The 21638-nt window shown below is 54.9% G+C and carries 16 protein-coding genes and 2 pseudogenes; 4 read left to right on the top strand and 14 right to left on the bottom strand.

The window, feature by feature from the left end:
* Positions 1 to 34: 34 nt before the first annotated feature.
* The 6 genes and pseudogenes from NOR97_RS21240 to NOR97_RS17000 form a co-directional block, all read right to left on the bottom strand.
* Positions 35 to 436 (bottom strand): annotated as a pseudogene (locus tag NOR97_RS21240) (TniQ family protein); the annotation flags it as partial.
* Positions 436 to 1413 (bottom strand): TniB family NTP-binding protein, encoded by a 978-nt coding sequence (locus tag NOR97_RS17020; protein WP_257601245.1) that lies wholly within the window; start codon positions 1411 to 1413, stop codon positions 436 to 438. The gene NOR97_RS17020 and the pseudogene NOR97_RS21240, both read right to left, overlap by 1 nt.
* A complete protein-coding gene (locus NOR97_RS17015) occupies positions 1410 to 3563 on the bottom strand; it encodes a Mu transposase C-terminal domain-containing protein (RefSeq protein ID WP_257601243.1) in 2154 nt (717 codons plus the stop codon). The genes NOR97_RS17020 and NOR97_RS17015 overlap by 4 nt, the downstream gene beginning before the upstream one ends.
* Positions 3560 to 4237, bottom strand: a complete 678-nt coding sequence (locus NOR97_RS17010) for a Tn7 transposase TnsA N-terminal domain-containing protein (RefSeq protein ID WP_257601242.1) — start codon at positions 4235 to 4237, stop codon at positions 3560 to 3562. Before NOR97_RS17010 ends, NOR97_RS17015 begins: the two co-directional genes overlap by 4 nt.
* A gap of 226 nt (positions 4238 to 4463) precedes the next feature.
* Positions 4464 to 4700: a helix-turn-helix domain-containing protein gene (locus NOR97_RS17005; protein WP_257601241.1), complete on the bottom strand. Its 237-nt coding sequence runs from the start codon at positions 4698 to 4700 to the stop codon at positions 4464 to 4466.
* 412 nt (positions 4701 to 5112) lie between these two features.
* Positions 5113 to 5265, bottom strand: a complete 153-nt coding sequence (locus NOR97_RS17000) for a helix-turn-helix transcriptional regulator (protein ID WP_257601240.1) — start codon at positions 5263 to 5265, stop codon at positions 5113 to 5115.
* Positions 5266 to 5481: 216 nt separating this feature from the next.
* On the opposite strand from NOR97_RS17000, the gene NOR97_RS16995 reads away from it, so the two are divergent.
* Positions 5482 to 6231: a hypothetical protein gene (locus NOR97_RS16995; protein WP_257601239.1), complete on the top strand. Its 750-nt coding sequence runs from the start codon at positions 5482 to 5484 to the stop codon at positions 6229 to 6231.
* A gap of 19 nt (positions 6232 to 6250) precedes the next feature.
* Here the strand turns inward: NOR97_RS16995 and NOR97_RS16990 are convergent, their stop codons facing one another.
* Positions 6251 to 7393, bottom strand: coding sequence for a hypothetical protein (locus NOR97_RS16990; RefSeq protein ID WP_257601238.1), 1143 nt, complete (start codon positions 7391 to 7393; stop codon positions 6251 to 6253).
* A gap of 360 nt (positions 7394 to 7753) precedes the next feature.
* Between NOR97_RS16990 and NOR97_RS16985 the strand changes: the two genes are divergently transcribed.
* Positions 7754 to 14188 carry a hypothetical protein gene (locus tag NOR97_RS16985; RefSeq protein ID WP_257601237.1) on the top strand — a complete coding sequence of 2145 codons (6435 nt, stop codon included), beginning with the start codon at positions 7754 to 7756 and terminating at the stop codon, positions 14186 to 14188.
* A 4-nt stretch (positions 14189 to 14192) separates the two neighbouring features.
* Here NOR97_RS16985 and NOR97_RS16980 read toward each other — a convergent pair.
* A pseudogene (locus NOR97_RS16980) lies at positions 14193 to 14339 on the bottom strand (IS3 family transposase); the annotation flags it as partial.
* Between the two features lie 182 nt (positions 14340 to 14521).
* On the bottom strand, positions 14522 to 16804 hold the full coding sequence (locus NOR97_RS16975; RefSeq protein WP_257601236.1) for an adenosylcobalamin-dependent ribonucleoside-diphosphate reductase: 2283 nt from the start codon (positions 16802 to 16804) through the stop codon (positions 14522 to 14524).
* Between the two features lie 129 nt (positions 16805 to 16933).
* Here NOR97_RS16975 and NOR97_RS16970 point away from each other — a divergent pair, with 129 nt between their 5' ends.
* Complete coding sequence (locus tag NOR97_RS16970; RefSeq protein WP_170346899.1) at positions 16934 to 17365, top strand: DUF1489 family protein; 432 nt, start codon at positions 16934 to 16936, stop codon at positions 17363 to 17365.
* Here NOR97_RS16970 and hisG read toward each other — a convergent pair whose 3' ends face one another.
* Genes hisG through hisS form a run of 3 tightly spaced genes read right to left on the bottom strand, consistent with a single transcriptional unit; the run spans position 17366 to position 20631 of the window.
* The gene (hisG, locus tag NOR97_RS16965; protein ID WP_257601235.1) at positions 17366 to 18055 is read right to left on the bottom strand and encodes an ATP phosphoribosyltransferase; all 690 of its coding nucleotides are present in this window, start codon (positions 18053 to 18055) and stop codon (positions 17366 to 17368) included. It lies immediately after the preceding gene.
* Positions 18052 to 19140 carry an ATP phosphoribosyltransferase regulatory subunit gene (locus NOR97_RS16960; protein ID WP_257601234.1) on the bottom strand — a complete coding sequence of 363 codons (1089 nt, stop codon included), beginning with the start codon at positions 19138 to 19140 and terminating at the stop codon, positions 18052 to 18054. Before NOR97_RS16960 ends, hisG begins: the two co-directional genes overlap by 4 nt.
* A 3-nt stretch (positions 19141 to 19143) precedes the next feature.
* A complete protein-coding gene (gene hisS, locus NOR97_RS16955) occupies positions 19144 to 20631 on the bottom strand; it encodes a histidine--tRNA ligase (protein ID WP_257601233.1) in 1488 nt (495 codons plus the stop codon).
* A gap of 129 nt (positions 20632 to 20760) precedes the next feature.
* Here hisS and NOR97_RS16950 point away from each other — a divergent pair, with 129 nt between their 5' ends.
* Positions 20761 to 20955 (top strand): SlyX family protein, encoded by a 195-nt coding sequence (locus NOR97_RS16950; protein ID WP_170346895.1) that lies wholly within the window; start codon positions 20761 to 20763, stop codon positions 20953 to 20955.
* A 4-nt stretch (positions 20956 to 20959) separates the two neighbouring features.
* Here NOR97_RS16950 and NOR97_RS16945 read toward each other — a convergent pair whose 3' ends face one another.
* Both NOR97_RS16945 and NOR97_RS16940 read right to left on the bottom strand, forming a co-directional pair.
* A complete protein-coding gene (locus tag NOR97_RS16945) occupies positions 20960 to 21328 on the bottom strand; it encodes a hypothetical protein (protein ID WP_254440087.1) in 369 nt (122 codons plus the stop codon).
* Between the two features lie 16 nt (positions 21329 to 21344).
* Complete coding sequence (locus NOR97_RS16940; RefSeq protein ID WP_257601232.1) at positions 21345 to 21563, bottom strand: hypothetical protein; 219 nt, start codon at positions 21561 to 21563, stop codon at positions 21345 to 21347.
* Positions 21564 to 21638: the final 75 nt, after the last annotated feature.

Below are 21638 nucleotides of genomic sequence, written 5' to 3'. Positions count from 1 at the left end.
GTGAATAACTGTCGTCTTCATTCAGCCTAACCTGGTGGTGGTGGCATGTTCGGATCGAAGGCACATGCCAAGCACATCGTTGCGCAGCACCACCAGTAGTGTCTGTCATGATGTCATCCGCGACACACTCAGGACAGAGCCGCAGACGTCTGCGCATGATCCAGCGTTTCTCGATAAGTTGCCCGGCCAGCCGGTACTGCCCGGTCGACACTTTGCGAACAACACCACGCATCAGTTGAGCAAGTTCCACTTTGCCGAGCTGGGCTAGGATCGAAAGGGCCCGTTCATCGCCGTCAGCGATGGCCTGAAGCGTAAAGCCCTGATCGGTGCAGAACTCTGAGGCAAAGGAAAGACCATTCGCCCAAGCCAGGCGGGATGTAAAAGATGCCGGGGTCTCCCCCGGCATCAAAGGAACAAGGATCGGCAACACTTGCATTATGCAGCCCCCCTCTTGATTGCTGGCGCTATCTCCAGCTCAGCACCGCTGAGAAGCTGGCCCGTCTGAACGGAGCGGAAGTTCTCAGCAATGAATGGGTTCAATGCATCAACACAGCGCTTCTGTTTCCGATAGGCCCCCGCGAAGTGACTTTGTTCAAGGGTTTGGTTCCCATCGCGCAATGCTAGTTTGATAGCCGATATAATCAGCCCGATTTTCGACCCGAACTCGTAGCGGGCCGCATGCAGCAGTCGTCGCGCGAATGCCGACGTCTCAAGCGTTTTGCCGCGCGACAGTTTTGCCGCATCGAGATAGGCACCCAGCACGCCCATCACCTCATGCCCATGGGCGGCGTAGCTCATGGGAGCAAAATGCACGGGCTCAAACCTCCGTCTGAGCTGTTCATCCCGGTTGATCAGATCCAGGAGTTCACAGGTGCCACTAAGGATTAGGCTGACCGGCCACTCAGCGTATTCCAGGCACGATTTCCAAACGAGCATCACCTGATCAAACTCAGACTTCGATTTGGTCCGAAGGATATGCTGCGCTTCGTCAAAATGCAGAAAAAGCGTCTTGTGGGAGTGCGCCTGATGCATCACCTGCCGCCAGATCGAATGGCCTGTCCGCGATCCCTTGCTCTCATATCCATATGCTTTGAGCGTATCGAGACCGACACCTTTGATCGTGGCTTCTGAAACCAGACGCACAGTCAACGCCTGTTGATATGGTTTTCCATACGCCAAATGCGGATGCTTCTGCAGAAGATGTTCGATGCCAAAACTCTTACCGGCCCCTGCATTGCCAATGACAACAATGCCGCGCTGCGCTGTTACCCTGTCAGCAGCTGTATGCGCTTTGCGTCGGTAGAGAATATCATCAACCTGATCCCGGAGCTCCAGGTAAGTGTCATGGGCGATAAAGCGGTGCTCAAGGTCAGCCACGATGTGGCTGACCTCCTCACGGGACATATGCGTCATTCCCCGTCCTCCATGCGCCAGCGCGGACGCGAGACCGGCATCGTCTTCTCCGCGTCATCCTCCGCAGAAGTGATCTCCGGCAGCTGACGTGGTGCCACCTCAGCCCTGGCGATCACACCATCAAGGAGACCTCGTTTTTTCCTGGAAACCGTTGGGGTGATACCCGCCACGACCTCCAACCCAAGCCAGAGATGTTCCCGGTTGCGTTCAACGTCGGCCTTTGTCGGAGCAAGCGCTGAGAGCCCGAGCCGTTGAGAGGCAGCGCGATCCTCCTCCGAGAAGTCTGCGAATGCCTGATCAATGATATCCTGCGTCAGTTCTGCCTCCGCCTGAAAACGGCGGCGCAGATTGGTACAAGCCTCGGTCCAGAGATCAAGCGACAGACCATCAAACCCTTTTGCCAGGGGGCGGGCGACAACCCAGACACCATCGAGATTGACCTCGATCATACCGAGGTCCTGATGATCCACCCGGATCTCAACTTCGAGATCGGGATTGGAGAGAAAATGGTGCCGGACCATCTCACAGGTGTAGAAGATGCCCGCAAACCGAACCCCGCGTCCGGAAATTCTCCGGGTGTATTTCCGACCGAAGGCCCCGAGGCGCTCAATTCGGCAGGGAGGGCGCGGCTTGCCAACGGTCGAGCACAATTCCCGCCAGCAGTTCAGCGGGGTTTGTCCACCGATGCCCCCATGGGGCTTGTTGTTATATACATCGACAACAAAGCGAACCAGGATCCGGGTCAACTCGTCATCAGCAAGCGCAGCATAATCTTCAGGCACAAAATCACCTTTTTCGACGATGTTTGAATAGGTGCGCGCACTCAGACACTCCATCAGCTCCACACCGAAGGTTCTGAAGCAGCGCTCAATATGTCCGCGAAGCTTGGGCACACCCGCAGGCGGGAACATGACCGTTCCGCGAAGGTCCGTCACAGCACCTCTGAAATCAAAGTTCGCAAAGGCCGCCCCCTGATCCGAGGCAACAGTTTCAAAACCAGTGCCCGGCCAGTCCGGAAGCGCACAGCCGAAGAGCCCAGCAAGATCGCTCTTATCCCGGGTTGCTAGGTCCAGTGCCGCGATCGCATCTTCGGTATTCGGGGTCGCGCAAACCTTCACCGAGAGGATCAGTCGCGTTCGCACATCGATCACGACATAGATCCAGCGTCGCCCTTTCGGCAGTGCTTTGATCTGCTCCTCTGTCAGATGACCGAAGACACCGGCCTCGGCAAAGAAGGTAATCAGGTCGACCTTCCATTCATCAATTTCCAACCGCTCCCCTGGGCGCAGGACATTCACTCCTTCGCCGATGATTGCAAAATGCCGGTTGGCCGCTTCGAGGCCCTGGCGCTGGCACATCACATGATAGGGCTCAAGACGACTTATCTCTCGGTAGATGGTGCTTTCTGAAGGGATGGCCAATGGCGGCAGTCCCCGATCGACGCGATACGCATTTGCCAGTCGGAATGCCCGTTTGGTCTGACGAATGACACTCTTCTTCGACGGGCGCTTGAAGCTCGCATATCGATCCGCGCATTTGTGAAGCAGGGCAGCGCTCTCAGGACCAAATTTGACCTTCGTCCGTCCCGCCAGATAGCGCTTGTCTATGAGCGCTAGAACGCACCGACCACTGGCCTCATAAGCGCGGACCCAACGCAGCAAGGCCGAAGAGCCTGGCGGGTCAATCTCGTTGCTTGACCGCTTCTTTCCACCATATTTGCGCTTCCCGGCATCCTTATCGGGCTGAGGAATCTGCACCGTGATTTCCGGCGCCACACTCCGGATCCAGATCTCCACATCTTTCCAGTAGCGGCCAATCTCTCCACGTGCTTCAGCATCCAGAAAGAGATCGCACCAGGCCTGACGGAAGAAGACCGTTGAGCGCTGTCTTGTAGGCAGATGGGTGACAATCTGATCGGTAAACTGCACGCGCTGGCGGACGGCCTCTTCACTGTGATAGCCATCACGAATGGTGATGTGACCGGTCTTCAGACCTTCGTTGATCTCATCATAGGTTAGCTCGTCAAAGACAATTTCTCCTTCACTCCAGCGACTGATGATGACACCTAGCGGCCCTTGCTCCACGAGAAGACCCGGGACGTCACCTTGCTGAATCTGCGAATAGGGCTCGAGACGAATGATATCAGTCATTGCACACCTCCCTCGACCAGCATGTCGAGATCAATAACCCCATCCTGTATTGGACGCAGGACACCGGCATAGATCGCTTTGAAGATTTCCGGCCAGGCCCTGCCGCCTATCGCAGCTTTCGAAATCAGCTCGCGGATCGTGACCGGCAGATCGATCTCAGCCGCAAGCTCTGCGATTATTTCAGCCGCCTCCGGGTCATCCTCCCGCCTGTAGGCAAGCAGCCGACGCGCATTCAAGGCCTCCCATTGGTCGTAGTTTTCCTCTGTGATTAGAACCAGATAATCAGCAAAATCGTCTGGCATTGCCGCCGCCACATAACCTAGTTTCTCTTCAAGGTTCTGAGCTCTGGCGCGTTCTGCCGGCTTAATCTCAGCGGCGATTCTGGTTCCGTCCTTTAGCGTGTAGACTTGGTCGATTACTTTCCGACGCCTGCGACCATCAGCATCGACGTAGTCAATGGCAGATGGCTGCTCGACCATGTCAGCCACGGGGTATAGAGCTGTTGTCGTGGTGAAGGTGTCAAATTCACCAAGGCTGTCGAACACCACTTTCTGACTTTCGCCCCCATTGGGGCGAAATGCGCCAGTCTCCACGAAAGTACGCACACGCGAGCGCTCTGGCATGTTGCGTGATGCACGATTGGCCCGAGGGGCCAAGAAGAATTCTTTTTCCATGTGTTTTGATGCTGTGCGGGATCGCTCCCTGACCAATTGGGTCAAGGTGAACCGCACCACTCCTCTTGTCGAATGATGGAAGGCGGCCGAGCTCGACCAGTCGGGTCAAAAGATCCGGCCGCCAGACTTGACTTTTGAGGGGATTCGAGAGACCTTCTGTGTGTCGGGTACCAATCGACATGAAGGCCCTTGAGAGTCCGCTCTCGGGGCTTTTCTATTTTCTAGATCATCGGTTCATACCCCCCTTCTTTCCAGAGGCAGCCACTGGCCACAGGTCTTCGACACGAAATCCTGTGCGCTCGGCTACGGCTGCTTCGATCTCCGCCGACCGCCTGCGCCCAGCAAGCACGTTCGACACCGCCGAACGACTATACCCGATGCTCTCGGCGAGCTCGGTGATTGTGGTCTGAGCCATCCCGAGATGCAGTTTCACAATCTGCTGGCGCATTTTGTTGGCATCCACGGCTCGTGGCCTCCGTCCGGGACTGGCTATTACGCTGGTGCTGAAACGAACGTTCCAACACCCCCGATTCTAGGGGCATCTCTGTCGGACAATCAAGAGCTAAGAAGCCCTGAGAGCTTTGATAACGTTGAATTTTCTCAGTTAGTTTTGATTATTAACTTACGTTAGGAGTGCAGAAAGTTAATGCTCAATTCAGCTATTAACTTAAGAGATGAAACAGACGTTTCCGGGAGAGTAAAATGCCTTGCGGCGGTCACGCCCTCGATGCGTTGTGAGCTCAGACGACCACAACACGGGGCTGCCGCACTGCACTGTCTCTGAGACCACGAGAGGTGCCGAGAAAGAGGAGTTGGTAGCAGCTGATTTACATTTGGAAGCCGATGTAGACATGCCGGCTCCAGGAAGGCGCGGCTTAATCTTTCAACCGGAAAAGGTCCGCGACATCAAGATTTAGAGCGTCGGCTATTTTGATGACGGTTTTGAGACCGGGATTTCTCTCCCCGCGCTCAATTCCACCAATGTATGTCCGGTCCAGATCCACTGCATGAGCAAAGCTCTCCCGCAAGTAACCAATGTGGACGCTTTGGACTTGACGGAAGGCGGGGCCGCAGGCGCCAAACAGAAAAAGAATGTTAGCCTGTCAGGGCTGGTATTTTACGCACAAGGGATTGACGCCGGATCGCCGAGACCGCCGCAGGCTGGCTCGGTTCACAACAGCCCGATCCGTCCATGACGGAAGCACCATGACATAGTATACTCAAAAAAAAATTGATGAGATGAAATGAACATACTTGGAAAGAAAATCGGGCCAAAGACTCGCATTTACAGGATTTTCCCACGCAATAGGTTTTTTGAATTATATCAGGAAAATCAGAATGCGCTCGTGCTTCCGACAATGTGGGACGACCCGTTTGAGAATGTCATTCTCAGATCAGAAGTTCGGAGTTCGAACGGCGAACGTGGAACTTTCGGATTTCACGGGGATGTTTATGGCCAGTGCTGGACACTTGAAACGGCATCGGATGCCATGTGGCAAATCTACTCGCGCAACAGCGATGCCGTACGTGTGCGAACAACTGTTGGCCGTCTGATCGAGAGTTTGAGTGCGTCACAAGGCGACTGGGCGCACGTATCCTGTTTCATCGGGCGCGTGGAGTACATGGGCGAGAAGCGGCTGTGGGAATTAGGAAGCACTGTGTTTAAGGACGGGATCACATCGGATTCCGTGGCGCGATCCTTGCTTGCAAAACGCCGCGCATACAAGCATGAGAACGAAGTCAGACTAATCTACTTCGAACGAGGCGATACCAAGCACCCGAAAGGTGTGTTCAAGTATGCCCTCGAACCGCGCAAGGTGATCGACCAGGTGATAGTGGATGGACGTGTGTCCTATGACGACTTCCAGCCGTTCAAGAAAGAGGTCATGGAACTGACCGGCCTATCGAACCGCCAGGTCAAGCGATCGCTTCTTTACAGCCCGCCCAAGAACTTCGTCGTTAAGCTCCCGAATGATGGCCCACCCCCAATTTGATCTGAGCGTGAGCCAAAGATCAGTCACTTTCGCGATGAATAACACCGTGCTCTTGGTGAGCGTCCAACAACATCTGGACATAGTCCCGCGTGCTGGTTATCGCATGCCCCAAGCTTGGCCAAGCAAAGGGAAAGGTCATGCAGGTAGCATTCAGTTCCAGTTCCACGCCTAGCACTTCGGCCACGGCGATTGCAGCTTCGGGGTCTTTGGATTCAGGCCATAAGTCTTCATCTAGAACAATACAGGCGTCACCGTCTTCATCGACATAAATCTCGGCGAGTTGAGCACCGATCCGCTCTGCGGGCGTCACGGCATCCTCAAGTAGTGCTGTGCGCAGAAACAATGAGATATTGTCTTCACCCAAGGTCAGTGTCGGTCTTGAATCCACCACATTAACCTCGGGCTCAGGCCGCTGCTGTATCGATGGACTCTTAACAGGCTTGGGTTCCACATCGGAGCCATCCAGCCACGCTGGCTCGGACGAGATGTTGATGGGCGATGCGCCGCAACCAGGACAGTGCCAGAGATTTTCTGCGAGCTGTGCGCCTGTAATCTTTCCGTCGCAATGTAGGCAATACCATTCGGAGGACTTCCCCCCGAATAACGGGTGAACCACGACACCTTCGGCATCGGGTTTTGTGGAACGTCTCGGCCAGTCCGAAGAAATCCCCGCGCGAACCTTCGCCGCTTCTTTATCGGCAATTACTAATGCTGCGTCCAGAAAGGCGCCTTTGCGTACTGGGCTTTTGTCGGCATGCGGTTTTTCGATTTCGACGACTGGCTGGGAAAATTGCGCTTCGCCGACAAGAATGCGCCATCCGTCACCTTCCATGCGTAGGTCACCGAAGGATTCAAAGACCCGATAGGCGTGATCACCGATCTTACCTTCCCTAACCGGTTCATCGACCGGACGGGCGAAGCTCCTGTCGATGAAGCTTTCTTTTTCATCTGCGCCCGGATGAGATTGGAGGACAAACGCCTCGGCCTGCGCCATTTGTTCGTCGCTCGGCATCCAACCCTGTTTCGCCTTGCTTGCAAGTCCCGTCCAATGCGTAAAATTTAACGCGGTAGCAATCGCGTTGAGCGCTTCGTACTGGGGAATGCGGTTTGCCCGCGCATATCGTTTTGCGAGCGTCTTGAGTGTGATGATTTCGTTTTTCATTATCATGATCCATTTCCAATTCGGGATCCGACTAGGTGTCCGCTACTAACCAGACCCCACAACTGGGCTGGAACTTTCATGTTTTAAGGAAAGTGCTGCGAAGCTTTGCGTGGCGGACACACCGGCATGCACTGAAGGCCGACATCAATCTGCTGGATGCGCCCGGTTTCGTCAAGCACTCGCGTCGAAGCATCATCAACTTATGGCTGAAGAAACTTGTGAGTATTGTTCTGGAAAGGCTTACCAAAACCTGCGGATGCCTCAATTTCTGAGGTTCGTGGGTTCTATATTATGTGGTAGCTTAACAACAGTCGCCAATATATTGTTAAAAATAGAGAATTTGGAGAATCAAAGAATACCGTGGCCAAAGTAAAAAAGAATATTGACACTGTAAGAGTATCACGCGCAGGACACACCTTCCACGAGCGGTGGGCGGCTAGGCGAGCGCTTCAGTTGGTTTTTCCCAAAGACGATCTTTTTGCCATTGTCGTTGAAGGGCTTTCGCCGACCGAAAGCTTAAACCTGGGCTCAGAAGCAGAAGATATAGCCGACCTCATCTTGTACTATGGCGGTGGTGACAACTTTGAAACATGCTCCTCACAACAAATACTGCAGTTTAAATACAAAGAAGCGGCTGAGCCGGTCACTTCATCTTATCTGAAGAAAACAATCAAAAAGTTTTCGGCTACACTGAGAAGCTTTAAGGCAAAGGTGGATACGCAAGAAGTTGCTAAGAAGTTATCGTTCGGCTTTGTGACAAATGCTGAGTTTTCGGACGACCTCTGGCAGGCTATCGGTTGTTTAAAGACTGGAAAGCCGACTTCTACTAAAGGCGCGAAGAGCCAGCTTCAATATTTGAAAATCTGGTGCGAAGAAGAACATACAGATGCGGAAGACATATTTCCGCTGATTGAGTTTCGAGCCGGGACGAATGACCTTCCTACCCAAAATCGTTCTATAAGACGGACTATTAGCGACTGGTCCGCCAACTCGACCGGGCAGGCCGCAAAACGGCTTTTTGCCCTTGTAGAATTGGTTCGGGAAAAATCTCAAATTGAGGGGCAGGCAAACAACTCGATTAGGCGCGAAGATGTCCTGGATGCACTTGAATGCGACGAAGATCAACTGTTCCCAGCAGATACTAGATTCGTTGATGTGGGAGAAGTCGTCGCTCGTGATGCTCTGGGTGATGTGAAAGACAAAGTACTTAGCTGTGACTTACCAGTCTTTTTGCACGCTGAAGGTGGCGTAGGAAAGACAGTCTTTATACAGAGTTTTGCAGCTTGTCTAACGGGCGTACTCGAGGTCGTGGTATTCGACTGCTTCGGGGGCGGCGCTTACCGATCTGAGGCACAGGCCCGGCATTTGCCACGAATGGGCCTGCTACAAATTGTCAACGAACTGGCCAGTCGTGGACTATGTGATCCGTTGCTACCTACCGACAGTGACCAGTACGGCTTAATCGAACTTGCCAGAAAACGCCTTAGCCAAGCAGCCAAAACTATCAAGAGCCAGTCTTCTTTGCAGGGGATTCTGATAGTTCTAGATGCCGCAGACAATGCCCAGATGGAGGCTGACATCCGTGGTGAGGCATCTTTTCCCAAGCTGCTACTCGCTTCGCTAAGTTCAGAACCTATCGACGGCGTCAAACTAATGCTAACCGCGCGTCCACATCGCATGGATGGTGTTGTCGGCAATAGTCGTGTCGAACGCGTCGAACTTGCGCCATTTTCGAAAAGTGAAACGAAGAGATTTCTTGAGACAAGGCGTGAAGCAATTACTTCCACCGAGTTTGCTGTGGCGTTCTCAAGGTCGAGAGGAAATGCGCGTGTTCTTGAGTATCTCGTTGAGAGTTGGGCTAAAAACGTTTCCAACAACGCGCCCGACTCGGAAATCTTAGTTGAAGAACTGATTGCGCAAAAGTGCAACAAAATTTTCCGAGACCTTCACACCGCAGGTTGGAACGACGTTGAGGTTTGTGAGTTCTTCGCGGCATTGTCGCTTCTGCCTCCACCAATCCCGCTTGATGAACTCGCGGCAGCCCTTGGTTGGTCTGTGTCCCAAGTCAACAGCGCGGCTTCTGACCTTGCGCCAATGCTCGAGTTGGTCAAGCACGGTGCTATTTTTCGGGATGAACCAACAGAAACACACATCAAGGATAATTACGCGAGCGAGTACACTGCTCAACAGTCCATAGCTGAAAGGCTTCAAAGACGCCAAAAGGACTCAATCTATGCTGCGGAGGCGTTACCCCACTTCCTTGTGGTGATCGGTGACAGCGAAAGGGCCTACCAACTCTCGGGATCAAATGTGTTCCCTGATGCTGTTGAAACGGAGTATGGGCGTCGAGTTCTAAAACTTGCCCGCCTTCACGCAGCGTATTCACTCGCAACTAGAGACAACGATCTGGACCGAGTTTTGAGACTCACTGTGCAGCTTTCTCAGGTTGCCTCAGCGAATGCACGAGGCGACCAGTTCATCCGGCGCTCTCCGTCTCTGGCGATGTTTCTGGGAGATACAGATGCATCTCGGCGGCTATTTAATGATCGTTCTGGTTGGCGGGGTGCGAGAGATACTCGATTGACCGTTGCCTACAGTTTCACAGAAGATTTTGACGAGGCACGAATCCATCAAAACCGGGCAATTGGGTGGATAAACTGGCATCTACATAACGACGATGAAACAACTCGGTTCCAAAGAACCGGATTTGAAGCGTTCGATGTCGCCGCTGTCATGTTTTTCAGTGTGCTCAAAGGTGAGCTGTCTTCACTAAACAGAAATATTCAAATTTGGAATTTCAGGTTTGCTCTTTCAGTGATTGAGAAGCTGATTGCACTATGTAGTCAGCACAAAACTGCACTGGCCAGCAACGCGTTGGCGGTGCTCGCCGATTTTGCGGCATCTAAACGATGCTTGTCACTCCCATTGCAAATTGGGTTGCTAAAGCAAGATTGCGGCCTCACGGTAGACGAACAAAGAGCTATTTCTCGTGCAGCCAGCGCCCTGGCACTTCGCTACAAGAAAAAAGTACCAGAAGATCAGTATGATCATGAAAAGGAACTCCAGGGCGCGATTTCAAGCGCCGCGCTAACGGCCTTGATCGTCAATTCGAGGCAATCAGCCAAGCGCTTACTCAGTTTGTATCAACCCAAAAGGCCATCAAGCTACGACTATGCAGAGCGGCATGGTTTGAACAGGGTATGGATGCCTGTCCAATCCTCGTGTTTGGCGGCTTGGTCTTCTGGTAAACAATTGTCATTTCACAACTTGATGCCGGACGAAGTGAAGATAGGGCGGAAGACTAAGTCAATTGGTTCGGATGCAGAATTGAGAGAGTATCTTGATGGCCTTGTCACCACAAAGACCCACGAGAGAGGTCGAAAATTAAAACAGCCCGAAAAACGCAAGAAATTTTCAAGCCAAGAGCGCGACGAGATCGTAAAAGGTGTTTCGTGTGTTTTGAAGTTGGTCAAACCCCTTGAAAAGTGCGTTCTCAGCAAGAAACCGATTTCCAACGATGTCTTGATGGAGTTTTTGGCTACTTGGAAGCCTACGTTGAGACCAGATGTGCACTGGAGAGCTGAAACAGGTCGGGACAATGTCGCGCGCCACGTCGGTATCGGTCTTGCAAAGACCATTTTGCGTCATTGCGAATTCGTCAAAGAGAATGAAGCAAGAGAGCTAATTGCGGTCATCGAATCCAATAGATTTTCAGTGAGTGACAAGCTGGGTATTCTGACACTTTTGGCATGGAGAGCTAACTTGTCCGACATTGTCGGAAATTACGCCGCCAAGGTTGCAGAGGAAATTGTAGCTGACGACTATATCGAGCAAAGGGGCGAGTCATATCGCGAGTTGGCCACCTCATTGCTCTCGCTGAGTGTAGATGAAGCAAAGTCTTACTATGCTCAAGGTCTGGCGCAACTCGATCAGATGGGCGGCGACGATCATGATCTGATTTACTCGGCTATGCTCTTTGCTGAAAAGCAGCACGGGGGGTTCGTGAAGCCTGAACTCTCACATCGGTTCATGGGGCTCTGCCAAACTATCTTCCAGCATGAACCTTCCAAGTTTGGATGGGCATTGTTTGGGAGAGCCGCTTCTACTTCTATTGGCTTTCCTGCGTTTTATAAATTGATGCGATGGAATGATCAGGACGTTGTGGACTATTCGTACGGTTTACCACAATTTGCCTGCTATCTTGCCAAAGCCGGTCAACTAGACCCGCGCCGAGCTGCAATAATGCTTGCAGTGTGCGAAGATCACGGCTGGCACGAATGGGAGGTCGGCCAAGGGCTTGATGACTTGCTTTCGGCGGCAGCCCCTGAAGATAAGAGAGCAATATTTACTGCAATAATGGAGAAATTGGAGCGCGAACACAGCTTCGGCGGTTGGGAAGGCCTTTGGAAAAGTCTTGTTGAATGCGTGGATGCTCACGAAGAGATCAACGACGATGCATTGCGGGATCGCTTGGTAAATCTGCGTAAAGCAGCGCGCAAAAGGCAAGACATCGAGAACGCTCAGAGAAACAATTCCAATAGAACGAGCCCTGATCGCGACCTTCAAGAGTTGGGTAAGAAAAAGGATGAAGCCGCTAGAGAACTCGCTATTTCTGCAATTTGCGCGGATTGCAATTTTGTTTCGTCTGCGTCTCTAGACGAGGCTTTTCAAAAAGTTCAATCCTTCGAAGGGTTTCCATACGACAACAAAAACCGACTATTTCAAAAAATTGTGGAGACCTGCCCTTATGGCGAACGAAAAGGTTTCCTCGAAGCCCTTTGCGAAACTACTGAACTCGAATTCGACAACACTCTCGACTTGATGATTGAATGCATAGAGGCGTGGAGAAGTACTTCGGCACATGTACAGAACGGTATCAGAAGGTTTGTAGAGACCCTATTTGCCTTCAAGGGGTCCGGGTTGTTTGACCTGCGATATACGGGCATCTCTAGGCAAATCCATCGCCTTTCGACGTTGTGTGGTGATTCAAAATTTGTTTTGCAAATAGTCTTGGAAACCATCGCAAAGGAACGCCTGGAGCTTAGTGGCGACGAGTGGCTTCAGATTGCAACCAACCTGTCTAGCCATACCGAAGCAAAGACTGCACTAGAAGCTTTAGAAGAGTTGCTTTCAGGCTCCGCAGCCAATGTAGGAGATGAAATCGGTGAAGGCGCTTATCGTGCTGCATTCGCAGGAAAAGGTGACGAAATCGATGTAACCGTTGATCTCATTTGGCATTTATTGGGTGATAGTGATGCCTATGTTCGTTGGAACGCTGCAAGAAGCATAAAGACCATGCTTGATATGGGGTTGGTAGAAGATATTGAGCGCTTGTTGGATCGCTTCGATGTCGACCAAAACGCATCGTTAGCCTCCAAGGAGCACTATTTCGCATTTATGAATGCGCAACAATGGCTGCTAATGGGACTTTCACGCGCAGCACCTTATCACGCGAATCTACTTAGACCAGTCAAGGCGCGTCTTTTGACGCTCGCGCAGCGAGACGATTTACATGTGATCAACAAGCTTCATCTTGCGCGTTGTATCCAACACGTCGAAGGTCTTGGCACCAAAAGTTCCGAGTTGTCAGACCTTTGGAAGGAAGTTCAAGTGCCACATCACGGTTTCATTGAGCGTACCGATTGGCCGGAGCAAGTTGACCGTAGGATTGAGTTTGGTTTCGATTACGATTTTATGGACCACAAAGTTTCCAAGGTGGCTCGGCTCTTTAATCTTTCGAACGGAGAAGCCAACGATGCAATCGCCACTGAGGTCATCAAACGTTGGCCAAACACTAAAAACATGTCCGAGTTTCCTGGTCATGCTCGCTATCGAGGCGATGAGCGGTATGAAACATATCGGGAGCATATTCAGAGACACGCTCAACTCCACGCTGTAACCACTCTAGCTAGAATGAAACCCGTGATCCGACAGAGTTACGATTGGGAGGAAAGTGACCCTTGGAAAGAATTTCTGAAAGACCGAGATGTTTCATTCGAAGATGGTTCTTGGTTATCTGACCATAAAGATCGGGTTCCTAGCCAGGCATTGGAACGATTTTTAGGCGACCGCATCGGAGACCAAGAAACTCTGCAAGACAAGGAAACACTGTTCCACAAAATAGGTTTAGGTTGTGAAACTGAAAGTTCGTTTCTGCCGATCTACGGTCGTTGGACCTCTCCAGATGGAGTTTGTGTTAGCTTGTCTTCTGCGCTGGTCAAAACGAGGGGGGCCGTGGGTCAGTGTGCTAAGTTTTCCAAATCCGATTATCACGATCTTTGGCTGCCTATGTTCAGGTCAGATGGGTATTTTGATCGCCACAGGATGAATAAGCCATTCTCTCCGCTTATCTGCGATCCTGAATACTGGAGTATAGGCATAGATGATCATGATGAGTATGCTGCTCGGGGAGCAATAGCCCGCCCAAAGTTAGGGCGAAATCTCAACAAGTTTCTAGAATTGAAACATGATGATGATAAGCGAGAATGGCATAGCCGAGAAGGCGCACTAACGATCAAGAGCGAAGTCTGGGGTGAGTGGGTGCGGGACCCCGACAATCATCGCAGCAGGTATCAGAACGAAGGAAGCACCTTATGGGCGGAAAGCAATTGGCTTAACGAAGCATTGGCGTCCTGCAAATGCAGTATCGTGTTCAAAATTGATTTCACGAAGTACAAATCTAGCAAAAGCTACGATGAGTCTTCTGGTGTGAAAGCGATATATATCGGATTAAAACGTAGCGGGCAGGACCCACGCTTTTGGTTTGCCAAAAAAGCTTCGCAAACCATGTACTAGGCGGCAAATCTGATTTGCTGTCTTCGCCATTGAGGCAGTCCAGCACGATCCTGACCTTCTGTTCCGCAGAGTAAAGTTTGCGCTTCGCGCGACGAATGTCTTTTACGACTTTCTCGCCGCGGCTCTGCTTGGTTCCGGGTTTCTGTCTCATCTCCACTTCTTGGTGGCCACGATGTACCAGCAGCGCTATCGCCATTCATCAACTCCGCTAGACAGGAGAAAGGCCCCGGAAGAAATCCGAGGCCGTTTTCTCATATCACCAGCCTAAAATGACCTATTGAAACGTTTAGGTCATGTCACGTGAAACGCCACAACAAGCCCCCACCCCGCGCCTCAGCCACATTTCGAGTGTCCACAACTACGGCAGGTCATGCAGCCCTCAATCATCACCATATCGTATTGGCCGCAAGACGGGCAGGCCTTGCCGCGTGGGGCATCCATGTTGACCACCTGCGCCTGCGGGTCGGATTTCAGTCCCATCCCTTCCCCCTCAAGGAACCCGATCGCGATCATGTGCTGCTCGATCACGCCGCCGATGGCCGCCAGGATCGAGGGGATGTACTTGCCCTGCACCCAGGCCCCGCCGCGCGGGTCGAACACGGCCTTCAGTTCCTCGACCACGAAAGACACGTCCCCGCCCCGCCGGAACACGGCCGAGATCATCCGGGTCAGCGCCAGCGTCCAGGCGTAGTGCTCCATGTTCTTCGAGTTGATGAACACCTCGAACGGGCGACGGCGGCCACCGATGACGATGTCGTTGATCGTCAGATAGATCGCGTGCTCGCTGTCGGGCCATTTCAGCTTGTAGGTCGACCCTTCCAGCGACTGCGGGCGGTCCAGCGGTTCGGACATGTAGATGACGTCGCCACCGTCCAGCTCGTGCGGCGCGTCGGCGCTCTCGCCCGGCACCTTGTCGTCGCTTTCCGAAACGGTCAGCACCGAACCCGTCACCTCGTTCGGGCGATAGGTGGTGCAGCCCTTGCAGCCCTGGTCCCAGGCCTGCATGTACACGTCCTTGAAATCGTCGAACGAGATATCCTCGGGGCAGTTGATGGTTTTCGAGATCGAGCTGTCGATCCATTTCTGCGCCGCTGCCTGCATCTTGACATGCTCGGCCGGGGTCAGCGTCTGGGCGTTCACGAAATAGTCGGGCAGTTCGACGTCGCCGAACTTGTCGCGCCACATCTGAACGGCGTAATCCACCACCTCTTCCTCGGTCCGCGAGCCGTCTTTCTGCAAAACCTTGCGCGTATAGGCATAGGCAAAGACCGGCTCGATCCCCGACGACACGTTGCCCGCGTACAGAGAGATCGTCCCAGTGGGCGCGATCGAGGTCAGCAGCGCATTGCGGATCCCGTGCTCGCGGATGGCCTCGCGTACATCGTCATCCATCTGCTGCATCGTGCCGCTGGCCAGGTATTTCTCGGCATCGAACAGGGGAAACGCCCCTTTTTCCTTGGCCAAGTCGACCGACGCCAGATACGCGGCGCGGGCGATCGCGTGCAACCAGCGCTCGGTCTGACGCGCCGCCTCGTCGGACCCATAACGCAGGCCCAGCATCAGCAGCGCATCCGCCAATCCAGTCACACCCAATCCTATACGGCGTTTATCCTGCGCTTCAGCCTCTTGTTCGGCCAGTGGGAATTTTGACACATCAACGACATTGTCCATCATCCGGACAGCCGTGGCGACAAGTTCTTGAAGGGCCGCGTCATTCAAACGGGCGTTTGCCTCAAACGGTTCAGACACCAGCCGCGCCAGGTTGATTGAACCCAACAGGCAGGCCCCGTAAGGCGGCAACGGCTGTTCGCCACACGGGTTCGTGGCCGCGATGGTTTCAACGTAGCTGAGGTTGTTGGCCTGATTGATCCGGTCGATGAAGATCACGCCCGGCTCGGCATAGTCATAGGTGGCCTGCATGATCTTGTTCCACAGATCACGCGCCTGAACCGTGTGATAGACTTTGTCACCAAACACCAGTTCCCACGGTCCATCAGCCTTGACCGCCTCCATGAACGGATCGGTCACCAGAACCGACATGTTGAACATGCGCAGTCGGGCCGGGTCGGATTTGGCGGTGATGAACTGTTCGATATCCGGGTGGTCACAGCGCATGGTCGCCATCATCGCACCCCGGCGCGAACCGGCGGACATGATCGTGCGGCACATGGCATCCCAGACATCCATGAAGCTCAGCGGCCCCGAGGCATCCGCCGCAACGCCTTTCACGTCAGCGCCACGCGGGCGGATGGTCGAGAAATCATAGCCGATCCCGCCGCCCTGCTGCATGGTCAGCGCGGCCTCTTTCAGCATGTCGAAAATTCCGCCCATGCTGTCAGGGATCGTTCCCATGACAAAACAGTTGAACAGGGTCACCTGACGCGCGGTGCCGGCACCTGCTGTGATGCGCCCGGCAGGCAGGTATTTGAAATCCTCCAGCGCCTCATAGAATTTTTCTTCCCAGTGCCCCGGGTCGTTTTCCACCCGCGCCAGATCGCGGGCAATACGCCGCCAACTGTCTTCAACCGTTTGATCGATGGGGGTGCCATCCGCCTGTTTAAAGCGGTACTTCATATCCCAGATCTGCTCGGCAATGGGGGCGGCAAAGCGGCTCATTGGTGATTCCCTGTGCTGAAAGAGGTATCCAGACTAACTCAAATCACATACGCACCACAACACCTTGATGACAACTGGAACCAAACTACAATATAAAGATCATCCTCGGGACGACTCTGTGGGAAAGCTGTGGATAATTACGTAAACCTCATAAAACTCTCGGTCGGGTCGGAAAGCGTCGACACGCTGATGGCCTGGCAGGACAGCTATCGCCAGCGGTTCGCAGATGGCCTTCCACGCCACGTCACCCGCATGTGGCCCAAACGCGCAGCCGAAATACTCAACGGCGGATCGATCTACTGGGTCATCAAGGGCGTAATCCAGTGTCGGCAACGAATCCTGCGGCTGGATGAAGTGATCGGAGACGATGGTATCCGCCGCTGTGCCATTGTGCTGGACCCCAAGCTGCACCGCACCCAGAACGCCCTGAAACGCCCGTTTCAGGGATGGCGTTATCTCAAGCCTGAAGATACTCCTGCCGATTTGCCCAAAAACCGCGAGCAGGACGATGCCCTGCCCGACGATCTGAACCGCGCCCTGGCAGAAATAGGTGTGCTGTAGTTACCGCAGCCGATCCAGCAATTCGGACAGAACCTCTTTTTCCGTCGGATCATATTTTGCAACGCGACTGCGCCACAAAGTGGCCTGCGATTGCAGGATCAGACCGTCCGACAGGATCTTCAGATGGTTCGCGCGCAGGGTCTCTCCGGTCGAGGTGATGTCGGCTATGGCTTCGGCGGTTTCATTCATCACCGTGCCTTCAGTCGCGCCCTGACTGTCGACCAGCGTATAATCGGCCACGCCCGCTTCGGTCAGGAATTCCCGAACCAGACGGTGGTACTTGGTGGCGATCCGCAACCGGTGGCCGTGGGTCTTGCGAAACGCAGCGGCTGCCGCGTCCAGGTCATCAAGCGTATCGACATCGACCCAACATGCCGGGATTGCGATGATCAGATCAGCTTTGCCGAAGCCAAGCTGCGAAACCTCTTCAACCTGCTGTTCCCAGCGCGGCAGTTTCTCGTGCACCAGATCGATCCCGGTGACGCCCAGATGAATCCGCCCCGCCGCCAGTTCACGCGGGATCTCCCCCGCCGACAGCAGGATCAGAGAGACACCGTCGATCCCTTCAACCTTGCCCGCATATTCCCGATCCGACCCGCTGCGTGACAAGGTGATGCCGCGTTTTTCGAACCACGAGAAGGTCTTTTCCATCAACCGGCCCTTCGAGGGCACACCCAGTTTCAGGCTCATACAGCGCCCTCCTCGATCTCGAGCATCAGGTCGGGGCGCAACACGCCACCAACAGCCGGGATTTCGTCCCCGTTGCCCAATTGGCGGGTCAGCGCGTCATAACGCCCACCCGTGGCGATCGGAGGCAGGTCAGGCCGACCTTCCGCGTAAAACCCAAATACGAAACCATCGTAATATTCCATTGATGTCCGGCCGTAGGCGGCCTCGAAATCCAATCGCTCGACATCGACTCCACGCGCTTGCAGCGCAGCCACACGCGCCTCCAGCCGGTCCAGAGCGGGCGTGATCTGCGGCAGGTCCACCGCCACGTCGCGCAGCTGTTCCAGCGCAAATGGCATGGTCTCGCGCACATTCAGCAACGTTTCCAGCCCGGCCAGCTCATTGTCGGAAATCGGCGGCGTATCGCGGTCTTCACGCAGGGCTTCGATGCGCGCCGCGATTTCGGCCTTGCGGCGCTTGCCGATCATAGGGGCATCAAACGCCATCGGGTCGGCTGCGTCCAGCAGCGCGTTTCGCCCTTCCGGGGGCGGCTTGCGACCTGCAAACCGATCCAGCAAGATACGGAATCGGCGCGGTCTCCACAGGTGTCGCATCAACGCAGCCTTGCGACGGTCGGTTGTGCGCAGCCCCTCGACAGCAGCGGTGAGGATACCGATATCGCCGGTCGCCGCGCGCAGGGGCAACCCACGCAACTGGAGCGCCATCAGCGAAAACACCTCGGCATCGGCCCCGGCGGGGTCTTCCCGGTCAAAGACCTCATAGCCCACCTGGATGTATTCATTGGCGCGGTCGGGATCGTGCTCCTGACGGCGGAACACCTCGCCGGAATAGGTATAGCGCGCCGGTTCGGCCCCGTCGCGCATATGCATCTGCACCACCGGCAGGGTGAAATCCGGGCGCAGCATCTGTTCTCCACGCAGCGCGTCCGAGGTGACATAGGCCCGCGCGCGGATGTCCTCGCCGTAAAGGTCCAGCAGCGTCTCGGCCGATTGCAGCAGCGGCGGGTCGACGACCTGCGCCCCGGCGGCCTCGAAGCGCACGCGCATCATCGCGGCCCGGGCCTTGATCTGGGATCGGTTGGGCATGGCTCAGTCCTGACTGTCCAGAATCTCGCGCACCTTGGCGACCAGATCGCCGCGCGGCACCTCGAACTGGCTGGGGCGTTCCTTCCATTCCTCGAGCGTGGCGCTTTCGGCAATCTTGGCACCCAGGATCAGATCCTTGATCTGCACGATACCTTTGGCCTTTTCGTCGCCGCCCTCGATCACTGCAATCGGAGAATTCCGCTTGTCCGCGTATTTTAGCTGATTGCCGAAATTCTTGGGGTTGCCCAGATAGACCTCGGCCCGGATGCCAGCATTGCGCAGCTCGGCCACCATCGCCTGATAGTCGGCCATGCGGTCTCGATCCATGACGGTCACGACCACTGGACCCGTCGCCTGTGCGGTGACCCGGCCCTTTTCGCGGAGGGCGGCCAGCAGTCGGTCAACGCCGATGGAGATGCCAGTCGCAGGCACTTCCTGCCCGGTGAAGCGCTTGACCAGGTCGTCATAGCGCCCGCCGCCCGAGACCGAGCCGAACTGCCGCTTGCGGCCTTTCTCGTCAAAGATCTCGAAGGTCAGTTCGGCCTCATAGACCGGCCCGGTATAATAACCCAGACCGCGCACGACGGAAGGGTCGATCTGGATGCGATTGGCGCCATAGCCGCCTGCGGCCAGCAAATCGCCGATCTGTTCCAGTTCCGAGATGCCTTCGGCGCCGATCTTGCTGTCACCCACGGCCGCGCGCAGGTTGGCCAGCGTTCCGGCGGCGTCATCGGCCTTGGAGGTCAGGAAGGCGATCACCGGCTCGGCCTGATCGTCGGACAGGCCCACACCGTCGATGAACGCGCCCGAGGCGTCCAGCCGGCCCTTGGTCAGCAACTCGCGCACGCCCTGCTCGCCCACCTTGTCGAATTTGTCGATGGTGCGCAGAACGTCATCTCGCGCCGCCGCGTCCGTGCCCAAACCCATGGCCTCGAGCACACCGTTGAGGACCTTGCGGTTGTTGACCCGCACCAGATAGTCGCCGCGCGGAATGCCCACGGTTTCCAGCGTATCCGACAGCATGGCGCAGATTTCGGCATCGGCGGCCATGCTGGCCGTACCGACCGTATCCGCATCACACTGATAGAACTGACGGTACCGCCCAGGCCCCGGCTTTTCGTTGCGCCAGACCGGACCCATCGCATAGCGACGATAGGGCGTGGGCAGATCGTTGCGGTGCTGGGCATAGACCCGGGCCAAAGGTGCGGTCAGGTCATAGCGCAGCGCCATCCAGTCGCCATTGCCGCCGTCATCAAATTCCTGCCACGCAAAGACGCCTTCGTTCGGGCGATCGACGTCAGGCAGGAACTTGCCCAGCGCCTCGACCGTTTCCACGGCGCTGCTTTCCAGCGCGTCGAACCCGTAACGATGATACACGCCCGCAATCGTCCGCAGCATCTCGGTGCGCTGCGTGACCTCCTGGCCGAAATAGTCGCGGAACCCTTTCGGCGTGACGGCCTTGGGGCGGGGCTGTTTCTTGGGCTTGGCCATGTGGGGCGTCCTTGGGAGAGTCTTTGTTCCGCGCGCGGTCTATCCCATGGCCCGCATCGGGGCAAGGCGCGCTTTCTCTGGCCTTGGGCCGACTGTGTCGCTATGACCAGCGCAAGACAGGAGTCACTTATGCAGCATCTGGAAGAAGAGATCGCCCATCTGACCCGTACCGTGGACGAGTTGAACACGGTCGTCACCAGACAACAGACGGAAATCGACCGGCTGACCCAACGGGTTGAATTGCTGTTGCAGCGCGAAGCAGAACGGGCGCAGGAAGGATCCGGCGGCATAGTCCTTGGTGACGAACGGCCGCCTCACTACTGATACATTACAGCCCCAGTGTCGATTTCACGGCATTGTCCACGACACCACCCAACAAGGCGTTTTCGTCCCCGGCACAGCCCTCTTTCAAAGCGGCCAAAAAAGTTTCGCGCAAAGCGGCCTTTTCCTCGTCCGAGGTCGCGTGGGCCTCGATATCGACCTGTCGGTTGTAAAGCGACAGGGCCGTCATCTTCCCGACCACGTCCAGAATGTACTCTTCGTTCCCGTCAGCCTCTTCGACGACAGAGGCGCAGGTGTGATACATCACCGGCAGCGCGTTCTGCATCATCTGTTCGGCTTCCTCGTCAGCGAAGGCCAATCCGGGGGCTGCGATCAGCAAGGCAGAGGCCGCTCGCTTCAGCGAATTCATACGCATCTTCCTTCTCCTCCACTCACTTGGAATTCGCGCCGATCAGCGCACCAGCCACTGCACCTGCGGCAGCACCCTTGCCGTCGCCGATCAGGGCACCGACACCTGCGCCGATCACAGCGCCTTTGATCGTGTTTTCCTTTTTCTTGTCATCCGCCAGCCCAGCTGAGGCCGAAACCAAGGCCAGCGATGCCGCTGTTACAAATACACTCTTTCTGAACTTGAGACCTGCTATTGCCATAACAACGCCCTCCCGTGGCATGACCTAATGACATCTCTGTCAGGTCAGCCTAGCGAGGCGCTAATCAACTGGCAA

This window comes from Ruegeria sp. YS9 (assembly GCF_024628725.1).
Classification (GTDB): Bacteria; Pseudomonadota; Alphaproteobacteria; order Rhodobacterales; family Rhodobacteraceae; genus Ruegeria; species Ruegeria atlantica_C.
This window is presented reverse-complemented; position numbering and strand designations above follow the sequence as displayed.